General features: G+C 43.7%; 19 protein-coding genes. 9 read left to right on the top strand and 10 right to left on the bottom strand.

What is annotated here, in order from left to right:
• Positions 1 to 54: 54 nt before the first annotated feature.
• Positions 55 to 1,566, bottom strand: coding sequence for an IS1182 family transposase (locus NAF19_RS16365; RefSeq protein ID WP_252791159.1), 1,512 nt, complete (start codon positions 1,564 to 1,566; stop codon positions 55 to 57).
• Positions 1,567 to 1,817: 251 nt separating this feature from the next.
• Between NAF19_RS16365 and NAF19_RS16360 the strand changes: the two genes are divergently transcribed.
• Positions 1,818 to 2,279: a hypothetical protein gene (locus tag NAF19_RS16360; protein ID WP_252791157.1), complete on the top strand. Its 462-nt coding sequence runs from the start codon at positions 1,818 to 1,820 to the stop codon at positions 2,277 to 2,279.
• Positions 2,280 to 2,389: 110 nt separating this feature from the next.
• Here the strand turns inward: NAF19_RS16360 and NAF19_RS16355 are convergent, their stop codons facing one another.
• Together NAF19_RS16355 and NAF19_RS16350 are read right to left on the bottom strand one after the other, a co-directional pair.
• Positions 2,390 to 2,542: a DUF3606 domain-containing protein gene (locus tag NAF19_RS16355; RefSeq protein WP_252791155.1), complete on the bottom strand. Its 153-nt coding sequence runs from the start codon at positions 2,540 to 2,542 to the stop codon at positions 2,390 to 2,392.
• Positions 2,543 to 2,575: 33 nt separating this feature from the next.
• Complete coding sequence (locus NAF19_RS16350; RefSeq protein WP_252791154.1) at positions 2,576 to 2,743, bottom strand: hypothetical protein; 168 nt, start codon at positions 2,741 to 2,743, stop codon at positions 2,576 to 2,578.
• Between the two features lie 211 nt (positions 2,744 to 2,954).
• Here NAF19_RS16350 and NAF19_RS16345 point away from each other — a divergent pair, with 211 nt between their 5' ends.
• The gene (locus tag NAF19_RS16345) at positions 2,955 to 3,398 is read left to right on the top strand and encodes an SMI1/KNR4 family protein (RefSeq protein WP_252791153.1); all 444 of its coding nucleotides are present in this window, start codon (positions 2,955 to 2,957) and stop codon (positions 3,396 to 3,398) included.
• Between the two features lie 132 nt (positions 3,399 to 3,530).
• On the opposite strand, the gene NAF19_RS16340 is transcribed toward NAF19_RS16345, so the two are convergent.
• Positions 3,531 to 4,049 carry a hypothetical protein gene (locus tag NAF19_RS16340; RefSeq protein WP_252791151.1) on the bottom strand — a complete coding sequence of 173 codons (519 nt, stop codon included), beginning with the start codon at positions 4,047 to 4,049 and terminating at the stop codon, positions 3,531 to 3,533.
• A 22-nt stretch (positions 4,050 to 4,071) separates the two neighbouring features.
• On the bottom strand, positions 4,072 to 4,380 hold the full coding sequence (locus NAF19_RS16335) for a hypothetical protein (RefSeq protein ID WP_252791149.1): 309 nt from the start codon (positions 4,378 to 4,380) through the stop codon (positions 4,072 to 4,074).
• Between the two features lie 868 nt (positions 4,381 to 5,248).
• Here NAF19_RS16335 and ileS point away from each other — a divergent pair.
• From ileS to NAF19_RS16315, 4 genes are all read left to right on the top strand, one after another.
• Positions 5,249 to 8,668, top strand: a complete 3,420-nt coding sequence (ileS, locus tag NAF19_RS16330; protein ID WP_252791184.1) for an isoleucine--tRNA ligase — start codon at positions 5,249 to 5,251, stop codon at positions 8,666 to 8,668.
• A complete protein-coding gene (locus NAF19_RS16325; protein ID WP_252791147.1) occupies positions 8,669 to 9,052 on the top strand; it encodes a TraR/DksA family transcriptional regulator in 384 nt (127 codons plus the stop codon).
• Positions 9,053 to 9,658 (top strand): lipoprotein signal peptidase, encoded by a 606-nt coding sequence (locus NAF19_RS16320; RefSeq protein ID WP_252791146.1) that lies wholly within the window; start codon positions 9,053 to 9,055, stop codon positions 9,656 to 9,658.
• A 93-nt stretch (positions 9,659 to 9,751) separates the two neighbouring features.
• On the top strand, positions 9,752 to 10,372 hold the full coding sequence (locus NAF19_RS16315; protein ID WP_252791145.1) for a LysE family transporter: 621 nt from the start codon (positions 9,752 to 9,754) through the stop codon (positions 10,370 to 10,372).
• 181 nt (positions 10,373 to 10,553) lie between these two features.
• On the opposite strand, the gene NAF19_RS16310 is transcribed toward NAF19_RS16315, so the two are convergent.
• The 5 genes from NAF19_RS16310 to mqnB form a co-directional block, all read right to left on the bottom strand.
• Positions 10,554 to 11,606: a DUF2157 domain-containing protein gene (locus NAF19_RS16310; protein ID WP_252791144.1), complete on the bottom strand. Its 1,053-nt coding sequence runs from the start codon at positions 11,604 to 11,606 to the stop codon at positions 10,554 to 10,556.
• A 239-nt stretch (positions 11,607 to 11,845) separates the two neighbouring features.
• Entirely contained in the window at positions 11,846 to 12,778 is a 933-nt protein-coding gene (locus NAF19_RS16305; RefSeq protein WP_252791142.1) for a bifunctional riboflavin kinase/FAD synthetase, read from the bottom strand.
• A 71-nt stretch (positions 12,779 to 12,849) separates the two neighbouring features.
• The gene (gene truB, locus NAF19_RS16300; protein ID WP_252791141.1) at positions 12,850 to 13,569 is read right to left on the bottom strand and encodes a tRNA pseudouridine(55) synthase TruB; all 720 of its coding nucleotides are present in this window, start codon (positions 13,567 to 13,569) and stop codon (positions 12,850 to 12,852) included.
• A gap of 117 nt (positions 13,570 to 13,686) precedes the next feature.
• Entirely contained in the window at positions 13,687 to 14,571 is an 885-nt protein-coding gene (locus tag NAF19_RS16295) for a menaquinone biosynthesis family protein (protein WP_252791139.1), read from the bottom strand.
• A gap of 92 nt (positions 14,572 to 14,663) precedes the next feature.
• Entirely contained in the window at positions 14,664 to 15,371 is a 708-nt protein-coding gene (mqnB, locus tag NAF19_RS16290) for a futalosine hydrolase (protein ID WP_252791138.1), read from the bottom strand.
• A 79-nt stretch (positions 15,372 to 15,450) separates the two neighbouring features.
• On the opposite strand from mqnB, the gene NAF19_RS16285 reads away from it, so the two are divergent.
• From NAF19_RS16285 to fabD, 3 genes are all read left to right on the top strand, one after another.
• A complete protein-coding gene (locus NAF19_RS16285) occupies positions 15,451 to 15,867 on the top strand; it encodes a 6-pyruvoyl trahydropterin synthase family protein (protein ID WP_252791183.1) in 417 nt (138 codons plus the stop codon).
• Between the two features lie 9 nt (positions 15,868 to 15,876).
• On the top strand, positions 15,877 to 16,515 hold the full coding sequence (gene folE / locus NAF19_RS16280; RefSeq protein ID WP_252791137.1) for a GTP cyclohydrolase I FolE: 639 nt from the start codon (positions 15,877 to 15,879) through the stop codon (positions 16,513 to 16,515).
• A 115-nt stretch (positions 16,516 to 16,630) separates the two neighbouring features.
• Complete coding sequence (gene fabD, locus NAF19_RS16275; protein ID WP_252791135.1) at positions 16,631 to 17,515, top strand: ACP S-malonyltransferase; 885 nt, start codon at positions 16,631 to 16,633, stop codon at positions 17,513 to 17,515.
• Positions 17,516 to 17,544: the final 29 nt, after the last annotated feature.

Here is a 17,544-nt window from a genome sequence, read left to right as displayed (position 1 = left end):
TATTGGTAACATCATACAGTCGTGAGACTGTACAGACGTTCTTTAAACTATTGATTAAAACGATAAGTGCAAGTTGGCATTATAAGACTGTTTATAAGCCCTACCAAGCCTCGATAGTTGATTAAACAGGGTTTCCAAGTCAATTATAGCTGTCGTTAGTGCAGCTATTAATGGCTTGAACTTACATTTGAGCAGTTTTTTGATATTATAAGCGACGGCAGCCATAAGCATACATTTATTGGCTTGTTTAAGTCCTTTGGCATTTATCCGATTTAGGTTCGTATAATTAATCAAGGAGCCGAATACGGGCTCGACGGTACTTGAGCGAAGCGCCTTCATCTGTTTGCCTTTTGGACTTTCCACCCGCCGCTGCATATATTCATAGAGTTGTTTGTCTGCCGAATCAACCAGCTTTTTAAACCCCTTTTTATTGGCACAAATTTCTTTAAACGGGCAGTTTTTGCAATCACTGATGTTAGACTCATAGATCCTTTTGAGGACGGTTGGATCGTCATATGCGGATTCAATGCGTTTGAAGGTCAAATGAACGCCCATTATACAAACGTACCGGTCATAATTAGCATCGTAGGTGAACCCTTCGTCTTCCCTTGAGGATTTATAGGTTCCAGGCACAGGAATGTATCCTTTCATACCATTGGCGGTTAATGCCCGTATGGCTTTACCGCTACTGTAACCTGTATCTGCCAGAATTTCTTCAACCTGAATGGCATGTTCAGCCATATTACCTGCAATCTGCGGAAGCATTATTGGCAAAGAGGTTTTATCCGCTTCGTTTCCCTTAAATGCTTGTATATAGGTAATACAATGACTCGCTGTATCCACACTCATTTGTGCCCGGTAATATAACCTCATCGGTTTACCCGGCTTGGTAGTTAAACGGGCATCGGGGTCCGAAGGGCTATAATGTGTTTGATTGACCGGCGCCACTTTTTTGTTCTTTTTATCCGGATCGCCCTGTTTATCCGGTTTGTTTCCTTCACCTTCTTTCGGCTTTTTGGGCACTACAGGCTCATCCTCGATATTATCATTCAATTCCCGGCTGAAAACAGATGCATCTTCCATCACTATCCGCTCAACCATACTTTGTTTAGCAGCATTAGCAGGTATTAAAGCACTGTCCACAGCTTGCCGTTTGCCGTTAATCATCCCGTTATTAATGCAAAGCTTCAACACTTGCTTAAACAATTCAAGGAATGTTTCCTCTCCGTAAAGCTTGCGGGTGCGGCTTAACGTAGAATGCCATGGCAATTCCTGGCCAAGGTCATAGCCGAGAAAATAAAGGATGTCCATCCGCATTCCCGATGAAACAACAATCTGGCGGTCGCTATTGATATTTTCGAGGTAACCAACGAGCATCAATTTCATAAACACAACCGGGTCAATGCTTTTTTGACCTTCCTTGCCATAATACTTCAAAGTAGTCGGGTAAAGGAAGTCTAAATCAAGCAAACTTTTTAACCGACGGTAGAAATTATCAGCCGGAACATAGTCTGAAAGCTGAAACTGTATGAACAAACTTTCCTGGTGAGTTTTCTTTCCTTGCATAGACTAATATACTAATAATCAATGTTTTAATCAATATTTCAAAGAACTTTATTTACAAGTCGACATTGACCTGCTTAGTTGTGCAACGACCACCTTGCAAAAGAGAGGGTGGTCCAGCGAAGCGTCGACCGGGTGAGTCCTCTTGAAGCGGCGTTGACGATTTTTGTATTTTCCAGGATGCCACATCATTGTCCACAACTTTTTGCACACCATGCAGATTAATCATTACATTAGTTCATCGCGGTATCAATATGAAATATAAAATCGGGAGGTATGTACTAAGGGTTTGGCTGGCAAGTGCTTTACTAACAGGTGGCTTGTTTATGTTAATTTTTGGACTCACACAGCAAACATTCCACGATTTAACATTCAGCCGTTTTATATCATACGAAGTGATTGCGATGATGTTTGTTTTTGTCAGTTTGCTTTTTTCCATCCCAGCGCAGGTAATATTTTACTATTCAGCCCGCTTGCTGGTAAACTGGGTTGACGACCCTGTGAAACAAAAAATCTGCTTTAACCTAATAGCCGTTGCTGTAATGATTGGAACATTTGCCGAGCTATTCATTAAAGAACCCGGCTACGATAAAAGCTTCTATTTCCCGCTGATGGCTGGCTATTGCGTAGTTATAAGTGGCTGCGTATGGTGGTTTAAACTGTTGCCGATAGAAGTAACACTGCCAATGCCGGCGCAACACAATGATGTGGTGTGATTATAACGGCAGCTTAGCCAATAATTTCGGGGATAGATGTGAAAATTCGCTTGATCCGGCGAATATTATAAACAGATTTGACAACCGTAAACGGGCAAATACAACCTAAGTCAGGGTTTCTTTAGCTGTTTTTTCACTGCCTCAAACGAGTCTCCCACCTCGGCAACAGCCGCCAGTAATTTAACTTTCGTAGTATTGAGTTCCTGCATCCAATAGCTTAATGCATAGTCATCACCGGTATCAATGCTTCTCGTATCCGGCATGGGGACTTTCCTTTTAACTTCCATCGGCCGAAATTACACTTTATGCGGGTCACCCAATGGGTTTTCTGCTTGTTTAATTAATGCCGCCTCACTTGCCGAAGGAATGTGCTTTTCAGTTTGATCCGGCACCGGGGTGTTCATGCCATCATTCAAAGGCACAGGTACTATTCGCTTCCTTTTTCGTTTTCCTGGTTTTTCCATTGCTTTATTGAGGACCGTCCCTGGTTCATCGGCATTATTTCGGCAGAAAGGGGGTGATAACTCGCCTGTACAAGCAAAAATAGACTGTTTTGTTTGCGCAGCGCCAATATTCCGCCGTTGTTGATGTTGTCACCAATAACCGATGTTTTTTGTATTTTGCAGGATGCCGCATGCTTGCACACGATACAGATTACGCAAAAACTAAAATACCATGAAATTCTTAGAGGTAAGTAAGGAATTAACGGAGACCGAATTAAAGGACGTTGAAAACCAATTGGATATTTCGTTTACCAACGATTTTAAGGAGCACTATTTGAAGAATAATGGTGGCTACCCTGTTAAGCGGTTTTTCCTGTGGGACGATGGAGCTAAAACAAGAATAAATCATTTTTTTTCGATCAGGCACAAAGGTTTTAGCCAGTTAGAGGATGCGTACGATAATTTATTGATTACGGAGCAGATACTGCCGGTGGGTTTTTTACCCTTTGCAGCAGATGATGGCGGCGATTTGTTCTGCGTTTCAACATTGCCAGGTTCTTACAATGAAGTATTTTTTTGCGACATGCATCATTATGATGATGAAATAATTGAAAATTATGTTACGCCGGTATCTAAATCTTTTAAAGATTTCATTGAAAATTTAGTTGACGAATAAATGAACAACCTAGACCGCTTGTTAACAAAGCTGGCTACCTAAACGCGGCCACAAGTCAGGAGTCTTGCGGTAGCGGAGAAATAATGGTAAATTTCAGCTTTACAGTAGGTTACATAACTAAACTTGGCTATATTACAATTCAATATTGTTCTCCTTCAAATAGTTTTGAAAGTCTTGTTCCCAGGATATATCACCACTTCGCATTTTTCTTGCTATTGGGTGATAATAATTTAATTCATCGAAAATATAATTTATTGTTTTTTTATATTCTGATTGTGATTTTAGAAATGCACTTAGCCAAGAAAAATCTCCGTTAAGAACATTTTTCAGGTATTCGCAAATCACTTTGGCATATTTAAGCAATTGTGATGTAGGATTTATATAACTACCATTTGTTTTTACATCAGAATGAAGAAATTTCAGAACTTGAAAGACGCCATAACCTAACGTATGGATGTTATCCGACGGCTCTTTAAATTCGCAAAAAACGTCGCCGCGATCAAACGTAAATTTTAAAATACAATTTGCCCCTCTTAAAATATATAAGCCGCCCCTAACGCAAACCAATTCTAAATCAAACTCACTGATAAGTTCAGAAAAACCATTTTCAATGTCTTTTTTGAAATCAGCATAATCAATTAAATTATCCATGATCTATTTTTTTGGCATAGCTTTAAACGTATCCGATCAATCCCAATTTAATTAGGATACCCCTACCTGGAGAATGTCGGCGTGGTACATATTTAATAAAACTTTTTGTAGGATAATTTTCAAGGTTTATATAAGCATTGTAAAGCTTAACTAAATCAATATCCCAGATTACATTTGGGCTTGAATCTACTCTAATAAACTTCATTATGTCCCCATCAATTTCAGTAACGGAGTAGTTTTTACCCTGGGAGCTAATGAATTTTTTCAACTCTTTCGCTTTGGCTATAAAATTTGCTTTTGAAAGCGGTGATTTTATTTTTTGAAATTGCATATTAGTGAGGGCTTGGTTATTTCCAAAAATACAAAATTATCATTAACCCGTAAACGCTTCCTTATCAGGCGAGACATTCTCGAGGAATACGATGGGGAGAATCTTTCTTGATAAGAATTTGGATTTCCCCCATTCTGGCGCGAGTATGCAGCGCAGGTTCAAAGAGATGGAGTTTTCGTGCCCCGCTTTTAGGTAGCAAAGATACCATAACCAACTACTACCTCTTGTCCGCGTGCTTGACAATGCGTAAAGGTCACTGCGCTCATTCTTCGAGTGCCTTATAATCACATTTTTATAAAACCTGATTATCAATTTCATTTTTAAACTTAGGTATCTTGTCTTTGGGTTTCCGTCAGCAGAGAAGCTTCGGGCAAAAGCCGAAAAAACTGCCGGCCTGTGCGTCGGGCAGGGCATAGGAAATTTTTGCATTGCAGGGTCTGCATCGGAAAGGGTCATCCGGCAAAAAGATTCCAGCCCGCAGTTTTTTCGACTTTGTGCGTGAGAGGCCCCGTGCACAAAGAAGCATTTCTGCTGACTTGATTTTTTGGTTACTTTTTTATCAAGAAAAAAGTAACAGCCTCCGCGGCAATTGAGCGGAGTGAACTATAAGTTGTAAGAAGAAACAAACCTTCGAAGCTACCGCACTTCATTATGGGATTGCTTAGCAAGGCGTAAAGGCCACTGCGCTCATGCTTCGAGTACCTCAGCATGACACCCAATGGTGATTCCGGCAGGGAGCACTCGCACCCCCCTAACCAATCTTTCCGTCATTTCCCAATTCAAACCGCCAAATAATGCTTAATATCATACTATTTTCCACAAAATTCCCTATTTTTGCAACCTCTAAAAATTGAGGTGGAATTTACTGATGTACAAGGAATATAAGCAGTTAAACTTATCGCAGACAGGCAAGGATGTACTGGAGTTCTGGAAACAGAACAACATCTTTGAAAAAAGCATCAGCAGTCGCCCGGCAACAAACCCTTATACTTTTTACGAGGGGCCGCCGTCTGCAAATGGCATGCCCGGCATTCACCACGTAATGGCGCGCGCCATAAAGGATATTTTTTGCCGTTACAAAACCCTTAAGGGCTACCAGGTAAAGCGCAAAGGCGGCTGGGATACCCACGGCTTGCCCATTGAGCTGGCTGTTGAAAAGGCTTTGGGCATCACCAAGGACGATATCGGCAAAAAGATCTCGGTAAAGGATTATAACGATGCCTGCCGCAAGGAGGTGATGCGTTATACCGACATCTGGAACGACCTTACCGAAAAAATGGGTTACTGGGTGGACCTTGAGAACCCCTATATCACCTACAAAAACGAATACATCGAGTCGCTTTGGTGGATACTGAAAGAGTTTCATACCAAGGGGCTTTTATATAAAGGTTATACGGTACAGCCGTATTCGCCAAAATCGGGCACCGGACTTAGCTCGCACGAGCTGAACCAGCCGGGCACCTATAAAATGGTGAAGGACACCTCTATCACCGCACAGTTTAAGGTTAAAAGGGATAAGGATTCGGAGTTTTTGTTTGAGAACATAACCGGCGACCTTTTCATTTTAGCATGGACGACCACCCCGTGGACGCTCCCCGCAAACTGCGCACTTGCCGTTGGAGAAAAAATAGATTACGTAAAAATAAGCACCTTCAATCCCTACACTTTTTTACCGGTAACGGTAATATTGGCTAAGGATTTGGTGGGCAAGCACTTTAAGGCCGAAGGCGAAAATGCTTCGTTTGCCGATTATAAGGGCGGCGATAAAGTTATCCCCTGGGAAGTTAAAGGCACTTATAAAGGCAGCGAGTTTTTAGGCCTGCATTATTACCAGTTGATGCCTTATGTCATCAATGAGGATTTGGAGAAAAATGCCTTCCGCGTTATCCCTGCCGATTTCGTAACTACCGAAGACGGTACCGGCATCGTGCACACCGCCTCTGTTTTTGGTGCGGACGACTTCCGGGCCTGTAAAGAAAACAACGTGCCGTCGGTAATGGTAAAGGACGAGTTTGGCAAAGATGTACCGCTGGTAAACAAGCAGGGCCGCTTTGTTGACGAGGTTACCGATTTCGCCGGTCGTTACGTTAAGGAAGAATACTACAGCAAAGAAGAACGCGAAGCCGAAGGGTTTAAGGCTACCGATGTATTGATATCGATAAAGCTGAAAACCGAAAACAAGGCCTTCGACGTAAAAAAATACGAGCACAGCTACCCGCATTCGTGGCGCAGCGATGAGCCGATTTTATATTATCCGCTGGATAGCTGGTTTATCCGCACCACTGCCGTTAAGGACAAAATGGTGGCACTCAACAAAACCATCAACTGGAAACCGGAATCAACCGGCACAGGCCGCTTTGGCAACTGGCTGGAAAATTTGGTGGATTGGAACTTGTCGCGTTCACGTTACTGGGGTACTCCGTTGCCTATCTGGCGCGAGGAAAACGGCGGCGAGGAATTATGCATTGGTTCGATACAGCAGTTGAAGGATGCAATAGAAATCGCAGTGAAGAGCAGCAGTTTGAGTGCCGAGGAAGTTGCGAAGAATAAATCAATCCTTACGTCGCTTGACGATTCGGAGTTCGATTTGCACCGGCCGTATGTTGATGAAATTGTTTTATCAACCTCAACCGGCAAGCCAATGTACCGCGAGCCTGACCTGATCGATGTTTGGTTCGACAGTGGTGCCATGCCGTATGCGCAATGGCACTTCCCGTTCGAAAATAAAGAAGCATTTAAAAATGCCTACCCTGCCGATTTCATAGCCGAAGGTGTTGACCAAACCCGCGGCTGGTTCTTTACCCTACATGCCATTGCGGTAATGCTGAGCGAAACCAGCGATGAGATTAAAGCCATCAATGCCGAGGTTGGCAATGCGGGTGTTGCGTTTAAAAACGTAATCTCCAACGGTTTGGTGCTGGATAAAAACGGCAACAAAATGTCGAAACGCCTGGGCAACGGCGTCGACCCGTTTGAAACTATCGAAAAATTCGGGGCCGATGCGCCGCGCTGGTACATGATCAGCAATGCTGCACCATGGGATAACCTGAAGTTTAACCCCGAAGGTATCGACGAGGTAAGGCGCAAGTTTTTCGGCACGTTGTATAACACGTATACATTCTTTGTAATGTATGCCAACATCGATAAGTTTACTTACAGCGAGGCAGAAATTGCAATAACCGGCAGGCCCGAAATTGACCAGTGGATCATCAGCCTGCTGAATACCCTGAGCAAGGAGGTGGACGCATTTTACGCTGATTTTGAGCCAACTAAAGCAGCCCGCGCCATACAGGATTTTGTGGATGCGCATTTAAGCAACTGGTACGTTCGGTTAAGCCGCCGCCGTTTCTGGCGTTCGGATAATTCGGATGATAAGCTGTCGGCCTACCAAACGCTGTACACCTGTTTAACTACCGTCGCAAAATTGATGTCGCCAATTGCGCCGTTTTTTGCGGAGCGCTTGTATACCGATTTAAACAGCATTACCAAAAAAGAAGCTTTTGAATCTGTCCACCTGGCTTACTTCCCCGAATATCACGCAGATTTAGTAAACGCCGGACTGGAAGAACGCATGCAGATGGCGCAGGATATATCGTCGCTGGTGTTGTCGCTGCGTAAAAAGGTAGGTATCAACGTAAGGCAGCCATTAAGCAAAATTTTACTGCCGATACTCGACAAAAAATTTAAAGGCCAGATTGAACAGGTTAAGGATTTGATATTATCCGAAACCAACATAAAAGGCATTGAATACATAACCGACACCGCCGGCTTTATCAAAAAGAAGATAAAACCAAACTTTAAAGCGCTTGGCGTAAAAGTGGGCAAGGACATGAAGGTTGTTGCAGAAGCCATAGGCAATTTAAGCCAGGATGATATTGCAAAGCTGGAAGATAATGGCGACTTATTGTTACCAACCCAGCATTTGATAAACCTTACCGATGTTGAAATCATAGCAGAAGATGTTCCGGGATGGCAAGTTGCAAATTTAGGCAAACTAACCGTGGCTTTAGATGTTACCATAACCGACGAACTGAAACAGGAAGGTTTATCGCGCGAACTTATCAACCGGGTACAGAATCTGCGTAAGGGAAAAGAATTTGAAGTTACCGATAAGATAAATGTGAGGCTGGCTAATCATCCTTTTATTAGCACAGCAGTGAATAATAATTTATCCTATATTTGCGCCGAAATTCTGGCAGACACCTTTGTGCTTGAAAATGAGCTTAGTGAGGGTGAACCAATTGAGATTGATGGAAATGAAATTTTGATTGTTATTAGTAAAATTTAAATGAAACAAGAAAACGAAAAAACAAGGTACTCTGAGTCAGACCTGCAGGAATTTAAAACGCTTCTGCTTGATAAATTACGCAGCGCAAAAGAAGAGCTGAATGCACTTGCAACCTCTTTGAGTTCACCTAACGCAAACGGAACCGACGATACTGCCGGTACTTATAAAACCCTGGAAGATGGGTCGGCTACGCTGGAGAAGGAACAAATAAACCAACTGGCTGCACGCCAGAAAAAGTTTATAGAGCAATTGGAAGCTGCCCTGGTACGCATTGAAAACAAAACTTATGGCGTTTGCCGCGAAACCGGTAAGCTTATCCCTAAGGAGCGTTTACGTGCTGTACCGCATACTACCTTGAGTATGGAAGCAAAATTAAAGCAATAAATGAAGGCGGTTTACTTAAAACCTTTTCTTGTAGCTGCAATTATTGTATTGGCCGACCAGGTAATAAAAACCTGGGTACGCACACATATGGATTTTAACTCCGAGATCCACTTTATGGGCCAGCATGGTATGCTGCGCTATACCGAAAACAACGGCATGGCTTTTGGCTGGGAACTGGGCGGTAAAGTCGGCAAACTTGCGCTCACTTTGTTTCGCATTGTTGCTGTTTGCGGCATAGGGTATGGCCTTGTCCACTTAATAAAGCATAAGTACCACCGCGGGCTGATTATGTGCGTGGCACTGATATTTGCCGGCGCACTGGGTAACATCATCGACTCCACGTTTTATGGCCTGCTATACCAAAACGGCCATATATTTGAAGGCCGGGTAGTTGATATGTTTTACTTCCCGTTATTTAAAGGCACCTATCCATCCTGGGTTCCGGTATGGGGTAATCAGCACTTCGAGTTTTTTGAGCCGATATTTAACCTTGCCGATGCATCTATTTCGGTGGGTGTAATAGCCATACTGATATTCCAGAAACGCTACTTTAAGCGCGAAGTGCCCGAAGTGGCCAGCCCGAATAGCGAGATGGAGGAAGTTTGAATTTAGTCGATAGTCTTGAGTCGTAAGTCCAGAGTCCGGTTTGGTTCTTTTTGACTTACGACTCAAGACTCCTGACTTAAGACTATTTTTCAAATGATATTTCTAACATTCTTCATCGGTGTAATAGCAAACTTCATCGGTTATGTGCCGCCCGGCAACATTAACCTTGCCCTGGTAAAAATCACCATCAACCGTGGCTTCAAACAGGCCATGATGTTTATCATATCCTTCTCCGCTGTCGAATTCTTTTTTACCTGGTTTATTATGCACGCCGCCAAATGGCTCGCCACGCAGGTTAAACTGGATATGATTATTGATTGGATTATGCTGGTATTGTTCACAGTGCTGGGTATAGTAACCTGGATTAACCGCAGCAAAGCCCCAAAAACAAATTATTCTGAAAGCGCCAGCATTAAATACGGCATACTGCTAGGCATTGTAAACCCGGTGCAGATACCCTTCTGGATGATTACCGGCACCTATTTGATCACCCATGAATGGATCGTAGCCGGGCAAATAGCATTAATAATTTTCAGTGTTGGCGCCGCCGCAGGGGCATTTTTAGCACTTTTCCTGTACGCTAAGTTTGCACAATATATTCAAAGCAAATTTGCCTTAAGCACTAAACTGATTAATACCAGTATCGCGATTTTGTTTTTTGCTTTTGCGGGGTATGATTTGGTGAAGCAGGTGTATCATTTGGTTCATGGTTGATGGTTTATGGCTCATCGTCTCGTCATTGCGAGGAACGAAGCAATCTCTATGCTATGCAAATCATGGAACTTAATGCTGTGGAGAGCAAGCAGCCGCGTGCTTCACACAAAGACACAACTCCCCGATTGTCCTGTGTAGAGTTTGCTTCGTTCCTCGCAATGACGGCGTTGGTTTATATTTTTTAATCAACCACCACCCTGCTCCTAAAATTCCAGATCTTTTCCGCCTTTCTTCCGATCAGCCAAAACGAAGCGCCCAAAATAGCGAAGAACAATGCCTTGTTGGTGTGTTCCCAAAAATACTCGAAGTATTTGGTGTAGATGAAAATAAGCAGGAACGTAATTCCAAACTCGCGGGCAATCACATCTTTGGTTTTTAAGCCCAGCAGCAAAAATCCGCCGGCCACCACCGCCGAAATAATGCCCCAATAAAACAGGCTGATTTGTTTGATATGCCACCAGGTATCCAAATTGCCCAGGTTGCCAAAAACGCTCAGCATCCAAAGCGATAAAAACATATACAGCAAGCCAACAACATAAGTAAGCTCCCAAAACAGCGCAAACCATTTGCGGTTCTTAAGCAAATAAATAGCACTTAAACAAACCAGGCCGAACAGCACAAAGCGCAGCGGGTAATTCATCCCCAAAAAGTAATCGGCCCAATGGGTTTGATAGCCAGTCTCGGTGCCGAACCAGCTGCCCAGCGATACCAGCGCAAACAACCATATCAACCGCGACTCCAAACGGTACGCCAGAACCCCGTAAACAAATATGGATAGCAAAAATAAGAGTGAATAGTGACCCGAGCCGTTATCAAATGTTTTACCCAGGTAGGCTATACAGCAGGCGGTCGACAGCACCCCACTAAAAACTATCGCTTCATTGCTGAATACTTTTTCAGGATATTTCTTCTCCCAGCGCCTGCCGAAATAAAACAACACCGCAGCCAAAACACCGGTTGCTATGCTTATAACAATATCCGGCGTATAGTACAGGCTTTTTAGCCACGCAATAACTTTATCATCAATAATCAGCGAACCGGCTGCAATAAAACCACAGGCCAGTGCTATCCAAAACGAATATTTTGCCAGCCGCATCCAGTCGAAACCCTTCACGTCATACGAACCGCGAAGCTTATCCGCAGCGCCGGCATCAATCAAATGCTCATCTTCCCAGTGCTGTATGGCACGGTTCAAAAATTCGCTTTCTTGTTTATCCAGGTTAAGTTTGGGCATAGGCGGAGTCCGTGGTTCATGGTTAGTATAACTAAAACGGTAAATGTAAGGTAGTTATTTTAATACAAGTATGATAATGAAGCTGCTTTATAAAGCGCCTCCCGTTTTGTCATTGCGAGCGAGGAACGAGCGCGGCAACCGTGAACTTTACAGAGCGGGCAGAAAGGTGGGTAACTTGCATTGGCGGTTGCGCACGGCGTGCGGTTGCCGCGCTGCGCTCGCAATGACAAGTTTTTTTACTACTCACTTCCTAAAAGCGCTTCCACATCCAATTTATCCTTCCTTATCTGCTCCTTAAGCGCTTCCAGCGAATCAAATTTCATATCATCGCGCACAAAGTTGTAAAACTCCATGCGGATCTGCTGGTTGTATATCTCCCTGTCGAAATCAAAAATATTAACCTCGATGTTACGGCGGGTACCGTTAATGGTAGGCCGGGTGCCTATGTACGCCATGCCGTCGTAAACTTCACCATCAATTTTCACCCTCACGGCAAAAATCCCATCCAGCGGAACAAGCTTATATTTTTCGCTGATAACAATATTGGCGGTCGGGTAGCCAATGGTGCGGCCCAATTGGTCGCCGCGAACCACCCTGCCGGTAATAAAAAACGGGTAGCTCAAAAAAGTATGTGCAAGCTCTATGGCGCCATTCAGCAGCGCCTCACGAACGCGGGTTGAACTGATGGCAACCTCGTAAATATCCTGCTCGGGTATTTCAACCACATCGAACCCATAAACTGGACCGAGCCGCTGCAAATCTGCAAGACCACCCTGCCTGTCTTTGCCAAAACGGTGGTCGTAACCTATAACAATTTTTTTTGTGCCGATTTTATTCACCAGCACCTCACGGATATATTCCTCGGGCGACTGATTGGAGAAATCGCGCGAAAACGGCGTAATAATCAAATGGTCGATACCCAATTCTTCAAGCATTTCGGCTTTTTCGTCGATGGTATTAATCATTTTGATGCTTTCGTCTTCCGGGTGCAAAATCATCCGCGGATGCGGAAAAAAGGTAAGCAGCACCGTTTCACCGCCGGTTTCGGCAGCAAGCTGTTTTAAATCCGCAATAATTTTACGGTGACCGGTATGCACGCCGTCAAATGTGCCGATAGTGACAACGGCGTTGTTCAGGCGGGTAAATTCGTCAATATTATGATAGATCTTCATTGTTGTCAGTTCACAAAGATACTTTTGATTTCCAGTTTAAGTTGCCCGGTTTTAGATTTGTCACCTATAACCTATTCAGGTATAACAGATGCCGCCTTTAGTTCGCGTATGGTGGTAACTAATTCCATCACTTCCCAGGCATCATCAACATTATAATCCCCGCTGCGCGTACGCCTTAATTTTGAAAGATAGGCTCCGTTGTTCAGCGCTTTCCCAAAATCGTTTACCAACGAACGGATATAAGTACCCTTACTGCACACCACCCTGAAGCTCACTTCAGGCAAAGCAATATTAGTAATTTCAAATTCAGTAATCGTAACTGTGCGCAGGCGTAACTCAACATCCTCGCCCCTGCGGGCTTTTTCATATAACCGCTCGCCATCAATCTTAATAGCAGAATGCGCCGGTGGATATTGCCCAATTTCGCCGATAAATTGCGCACAGGCGGCCGTTATTTGCTCTTCGGTAATATGGCTGATGTCGAATTTCTGATCGGCTTCGGTTTCCATATCGTATGATGGTGTGGTTTCGCCCAATATCATAGCACCGGTATATTCCTTTTCCTGCGCCTGGAAAGTATCAATCTGCTTGGTCATTTTTCCGGTACAGATAATAAGCAGGCCTGTTGCCAATGGATCGAGCGTGCCCGCATGGCCCACCTTTAATTTTAACGGTTTAAATGAGTTGCGGATTTTGCCGACAACATCAAAGCTGGTCCAGTTATAAGGCTTGTTAACCAATAACAACTGGCCTTCGGCAAATTCGTCTATGTTTTTGTAAGTTGATTTCATTTATTGGGATTACACCGATTGGAACCGCTGATTAGAGATGATTTAATTATTACGCTGATTTAATAGAAACGGATGTAAGGTTTTGCCTGTTGTATGCCGCTTCATCCAGTAAATCCATTAATCTATTAATCCCGGTTCAGACAAAAATATGCCTTCCTTCACTTCCGGGATTAGCTTATTTTCCAGCGCTTTGTCAAACAGTATCCGTATCGCCTTTTTTCCTTCGGCGCCCAAATCTACGGAATACTTATTTACATACAGCTCAATGTGCTTATACATCACTTCTTCGCTCATTTCCTGGGCATGCGAGCGGATAAACTCAAGTCCCGATTTTGGGTTTGCAAAAGCAAACTCAACCGAGCGGCGTATAACGCGATTTATTTTATGCTGAACATCCAACGGTAGCCGGCGGTTGGCAACGATGCCGCCCAGCGGGATGGCGCACCCGGTCTGCTTTTCCCAGTAATCCCCCAGATCGATAATTTTTTTGAGGCCCCTATCCTGGTAAGTAAAGCGGTTTTCGTGGATAATTAGTCCAACATCTACCCGGCCTTCTAATACGGCATCTTCAATATCTGAAAATACCAGTTCAACTTTATTGGTTGCGTTAGGAAACGCGGTGCCTAATAAAAAGTTAGCCGTAGTGTATTTACCGGGGATGCCGATTAAAGGATTTCGGATTTCGGATTTCCCATTTCGGATTTCTCCTTCTTCCAAATCCGAAATCGAAATTTCGACACCCGAAATTAGTAACGGTCCTACCCCAAAACCCAGCGCGCTGCCCGCATCCAGCAAAACGTATTTATCAGCAACATAAGCAAAGGCATGGTAGCTCAGCTTGGTAATATCCAGCTCGCCGCGCATGGCTTTCTGGTTAAGGGTTTCCACGTCATCATAAAACACATCGAAGTCAAGTCCTTCAGTGTCAATTTTATGATGGATCATCGCATCAAAAATAAAGGTATCGTTTGGGCAGGGCGAAAAGCCGAGGGATAGTTTCATTGTTTGGTTGATTAGGTAAGTGGTTGATTAGGTTATTGGTTGATGGCGGATTAACAACCACCCACCTAATCAACCATTCACCATAAACTAACTCACGCGTACAGCTTCAAAAACTCAACCGCAAAGGTATTCAGATTTTTTATGGCGAGCCCTATGTTCCAGGCGTCGCGATTACGTTTTTCAACATAATTTGACACAGCCCTGATTTGCAGGCACGGCACATTAAACTGTTTACAAGCATAGAAAAAGGCTGCGCCTTCCATACTTTCAATTTGCGGGCTCAGCCTTTCAGCTACTTTTTTTATTGAAGCTTCATTACCGTGTACCGTATTTACTGTAATTGCTGTCGCTTGTCTTAGGTTAAACGTATTGAACAGATTATACAAATCAGCCAGTTTTTTTGAGGGATAAAACGTTGCTTCGCCAAAGCCCATATCGGCTATTGGTAAAAAGTTAAGATCATCTTCGGCACCAAGTTCGGCAAAAGTATCTTCGGTTATTTCAACTACATCGCCCAGGGCAATGTCCTTGTCAAAACTACCTGCTATGCCCAGATTAACCACCAAATCGTATTTATTTGACGAAAGATGCCTCCCGAGAGAAAAAGCCGTCGCTACCATTCCTACTCCGGTTATAAGAAGTTGGCAGTTGGCAGTAAGCAGTTGGCAGTCGGACTCCGCGGGAATATTAGTGTTAATATTCTGATTTTCAGTTTTGCTTAAATCCGAAATCGAAATTCCGAATTTCGAAATTAATGGACCAACTTCCTCTTCTGTGGCAACAACCAAAAGTATCCGCATATTATTGCATTTTTTTGACGGCTAAGTTAAAACATAACGCCTGATTTTGTTTTGTATATTTGCACCATTATTTGTTATGATGATACATATTACGCGCAAAGAACATTTTAACGCGGCACACCGGATGTACCGCGAGGAATGGAGCGAAGAGAAAAATGCAGAAGTATTCGGAAAGTGTGCCAACCCAAACTGGCACGGCCACAATTACAATTTATTTGTTACGGTAAAAGGCGAAATTACCCACGCCACAGGCTACCTTATCGACCTTAAGGAGCTTAAAATAATAATAAACGATTATGTAATTGAAAAGCTCGACCATAAAAATATCAACAAGGATGTCCCTTTTATGGCAGGCAAAATGGCATCGACCGAATTGCTTTGTATCGAGATCTTTAACCAGCTGAAAGCGCCGATTGAAGCCTACCCTGGTGTGTTTTTACATTCGGTTAAATTATACGAAACTGAAAATAACAGCGCCGAGTACTTTGGCGATTAACCCAGCACAATGAAGGACGACGACGATTTCCCGGATAGGGATGAATATACCGACGGCTACGTAAAAATCGACCGTTACAACCCGGATTTGATACAGAGCCTATCGGGTCATTACCACGAGGTATTGAAACAAATTGGCGAAAAACCCGAGCGCGAAGGCCTGTTAAAAACCCCTGAGCGTGTGGCAAAGGCATTGTTATATCTAACCCAGGGCTACGACCTTGATGCCAAAGAGATACTTAACTCGGCCATGTTTAAAGAAGATTACAGCCAGATGGTGATAGTAAAAGACATTGAAGTATACTCGATGTGCGAACACCACATGCTGCCTTTTTTTGGCAAAGCCCACGTGGCTTATATCCCCAACGGGCACGTTGTTGGCTTAAGCAAAATACCTCGTGTGGTTGATGTTTTTGCAAGGCGCCTGCAAGTTCAGGAAAGGTTAACCAACGAAATACGTGATTGCATTCAGGATACACTTAACCCCTGGGGCGTAGGTATTGTAATAGAATGCCGCCACCTTTGCATGAGCATGCGCGGCGTACAAAAGCAAAACTCAGTAACCACCACATCGGCATTTACCGGCGAATTTTTAAAGGAAAAAACGAGAACGGAATTTTTAAATCTTATCTCAGCGAAGCTGGGATAATGTTCGTTCGTTAACTGGTTCATTAGTTCATTAGTAAAATAAAGTTTTTTAACTTGCATGCTGTTGGACTATGCACCAATGAACTAATGAACTAATCAACCAATTTAACCAACTAATGAAAGCATACATCTTCCCGGGACAAGGCGCCCAGTTTGTAGGAATGGGTAAAGACTTATACGAAAAGTCGGAAAAGGCAAAAGCAATGTTTGAACAGGCCAATGAAATACTTGGTTTCCGCATTACCGATTTGATGTTTGAAGGCACCGAAGAGGATCTTAAGCAAACCAACGTGACCCAACCCGCTATATTTTTGCACTCGGTAATTTTGGCCAGTGTTTTGGGTGATGACTTTAAGCCTGAAATGGCTGCCGGTCACTCTTTAGGCGAGTTTTCCGCTTTAGTTTCCTGTGGCTCACTTTCGTTCGAAGATGGTTTGCGCCTGGTAGCAGCGCGTGCCAACGCCATGCAAAAAGCCTGTTTGCTGCAGCCATCAACCATGGCGGCAATTATAGGGTTAGATGATTTTACAGTTGAGGATATTTGTCATCGTATAAGCGATGTTGTTGTACCGGCAAATTACAACTGCCCGGGCCAGCTGGTTATTTCGGGCACCATAGCCGGTGTTGACAAAGCCTGCGAAGAACTTACAGCCGCCGGCGCCAAACGGGCGCTAAAGCTTAATGTTGGCGGTGCGTTCCACTCGCCGTTAATGGAAGCAGCCCGCGTTGAGCTGGAGCATGCCATAGTACACACCGAGGTTAAGGAACCCATTTGCCCTGTCTACCAAAATATTGATGCCAAACCATATACCGACCCGGCACAAATAAAACATAACCTTATAGCACAACTTACCGGCCCGGTACGCTGGACACAGACTGTTAAACACATGATGGAAGACGGCGCAACCTCGTTCACAGAAGTTGGACCGGGCAGTGTATTGCAGGGCTTGGTTAAAAAGGTCGACCGCCATATGCCTACTGAGAGTGCAGTTGTGGAGTAAGTCTTTAGTCGGTAGTCTAAAGTCAAAAA

It is taken from the genome of Mucilaginibacter flavidus, from assembly GCF_024055575.1.
GTDB lineage: Bacteria > Bacteroidota > Bacteroidia > Sphingobacteriales > Sphingobacteriaceae > Mucilaginibacter > Mucilaginibacter flavidus.
The sequence above is the reverse complement of the archived record's forward strand: the minus strand, read 5'-3'. Positions and strand labels throughout refer to the sequence as shown.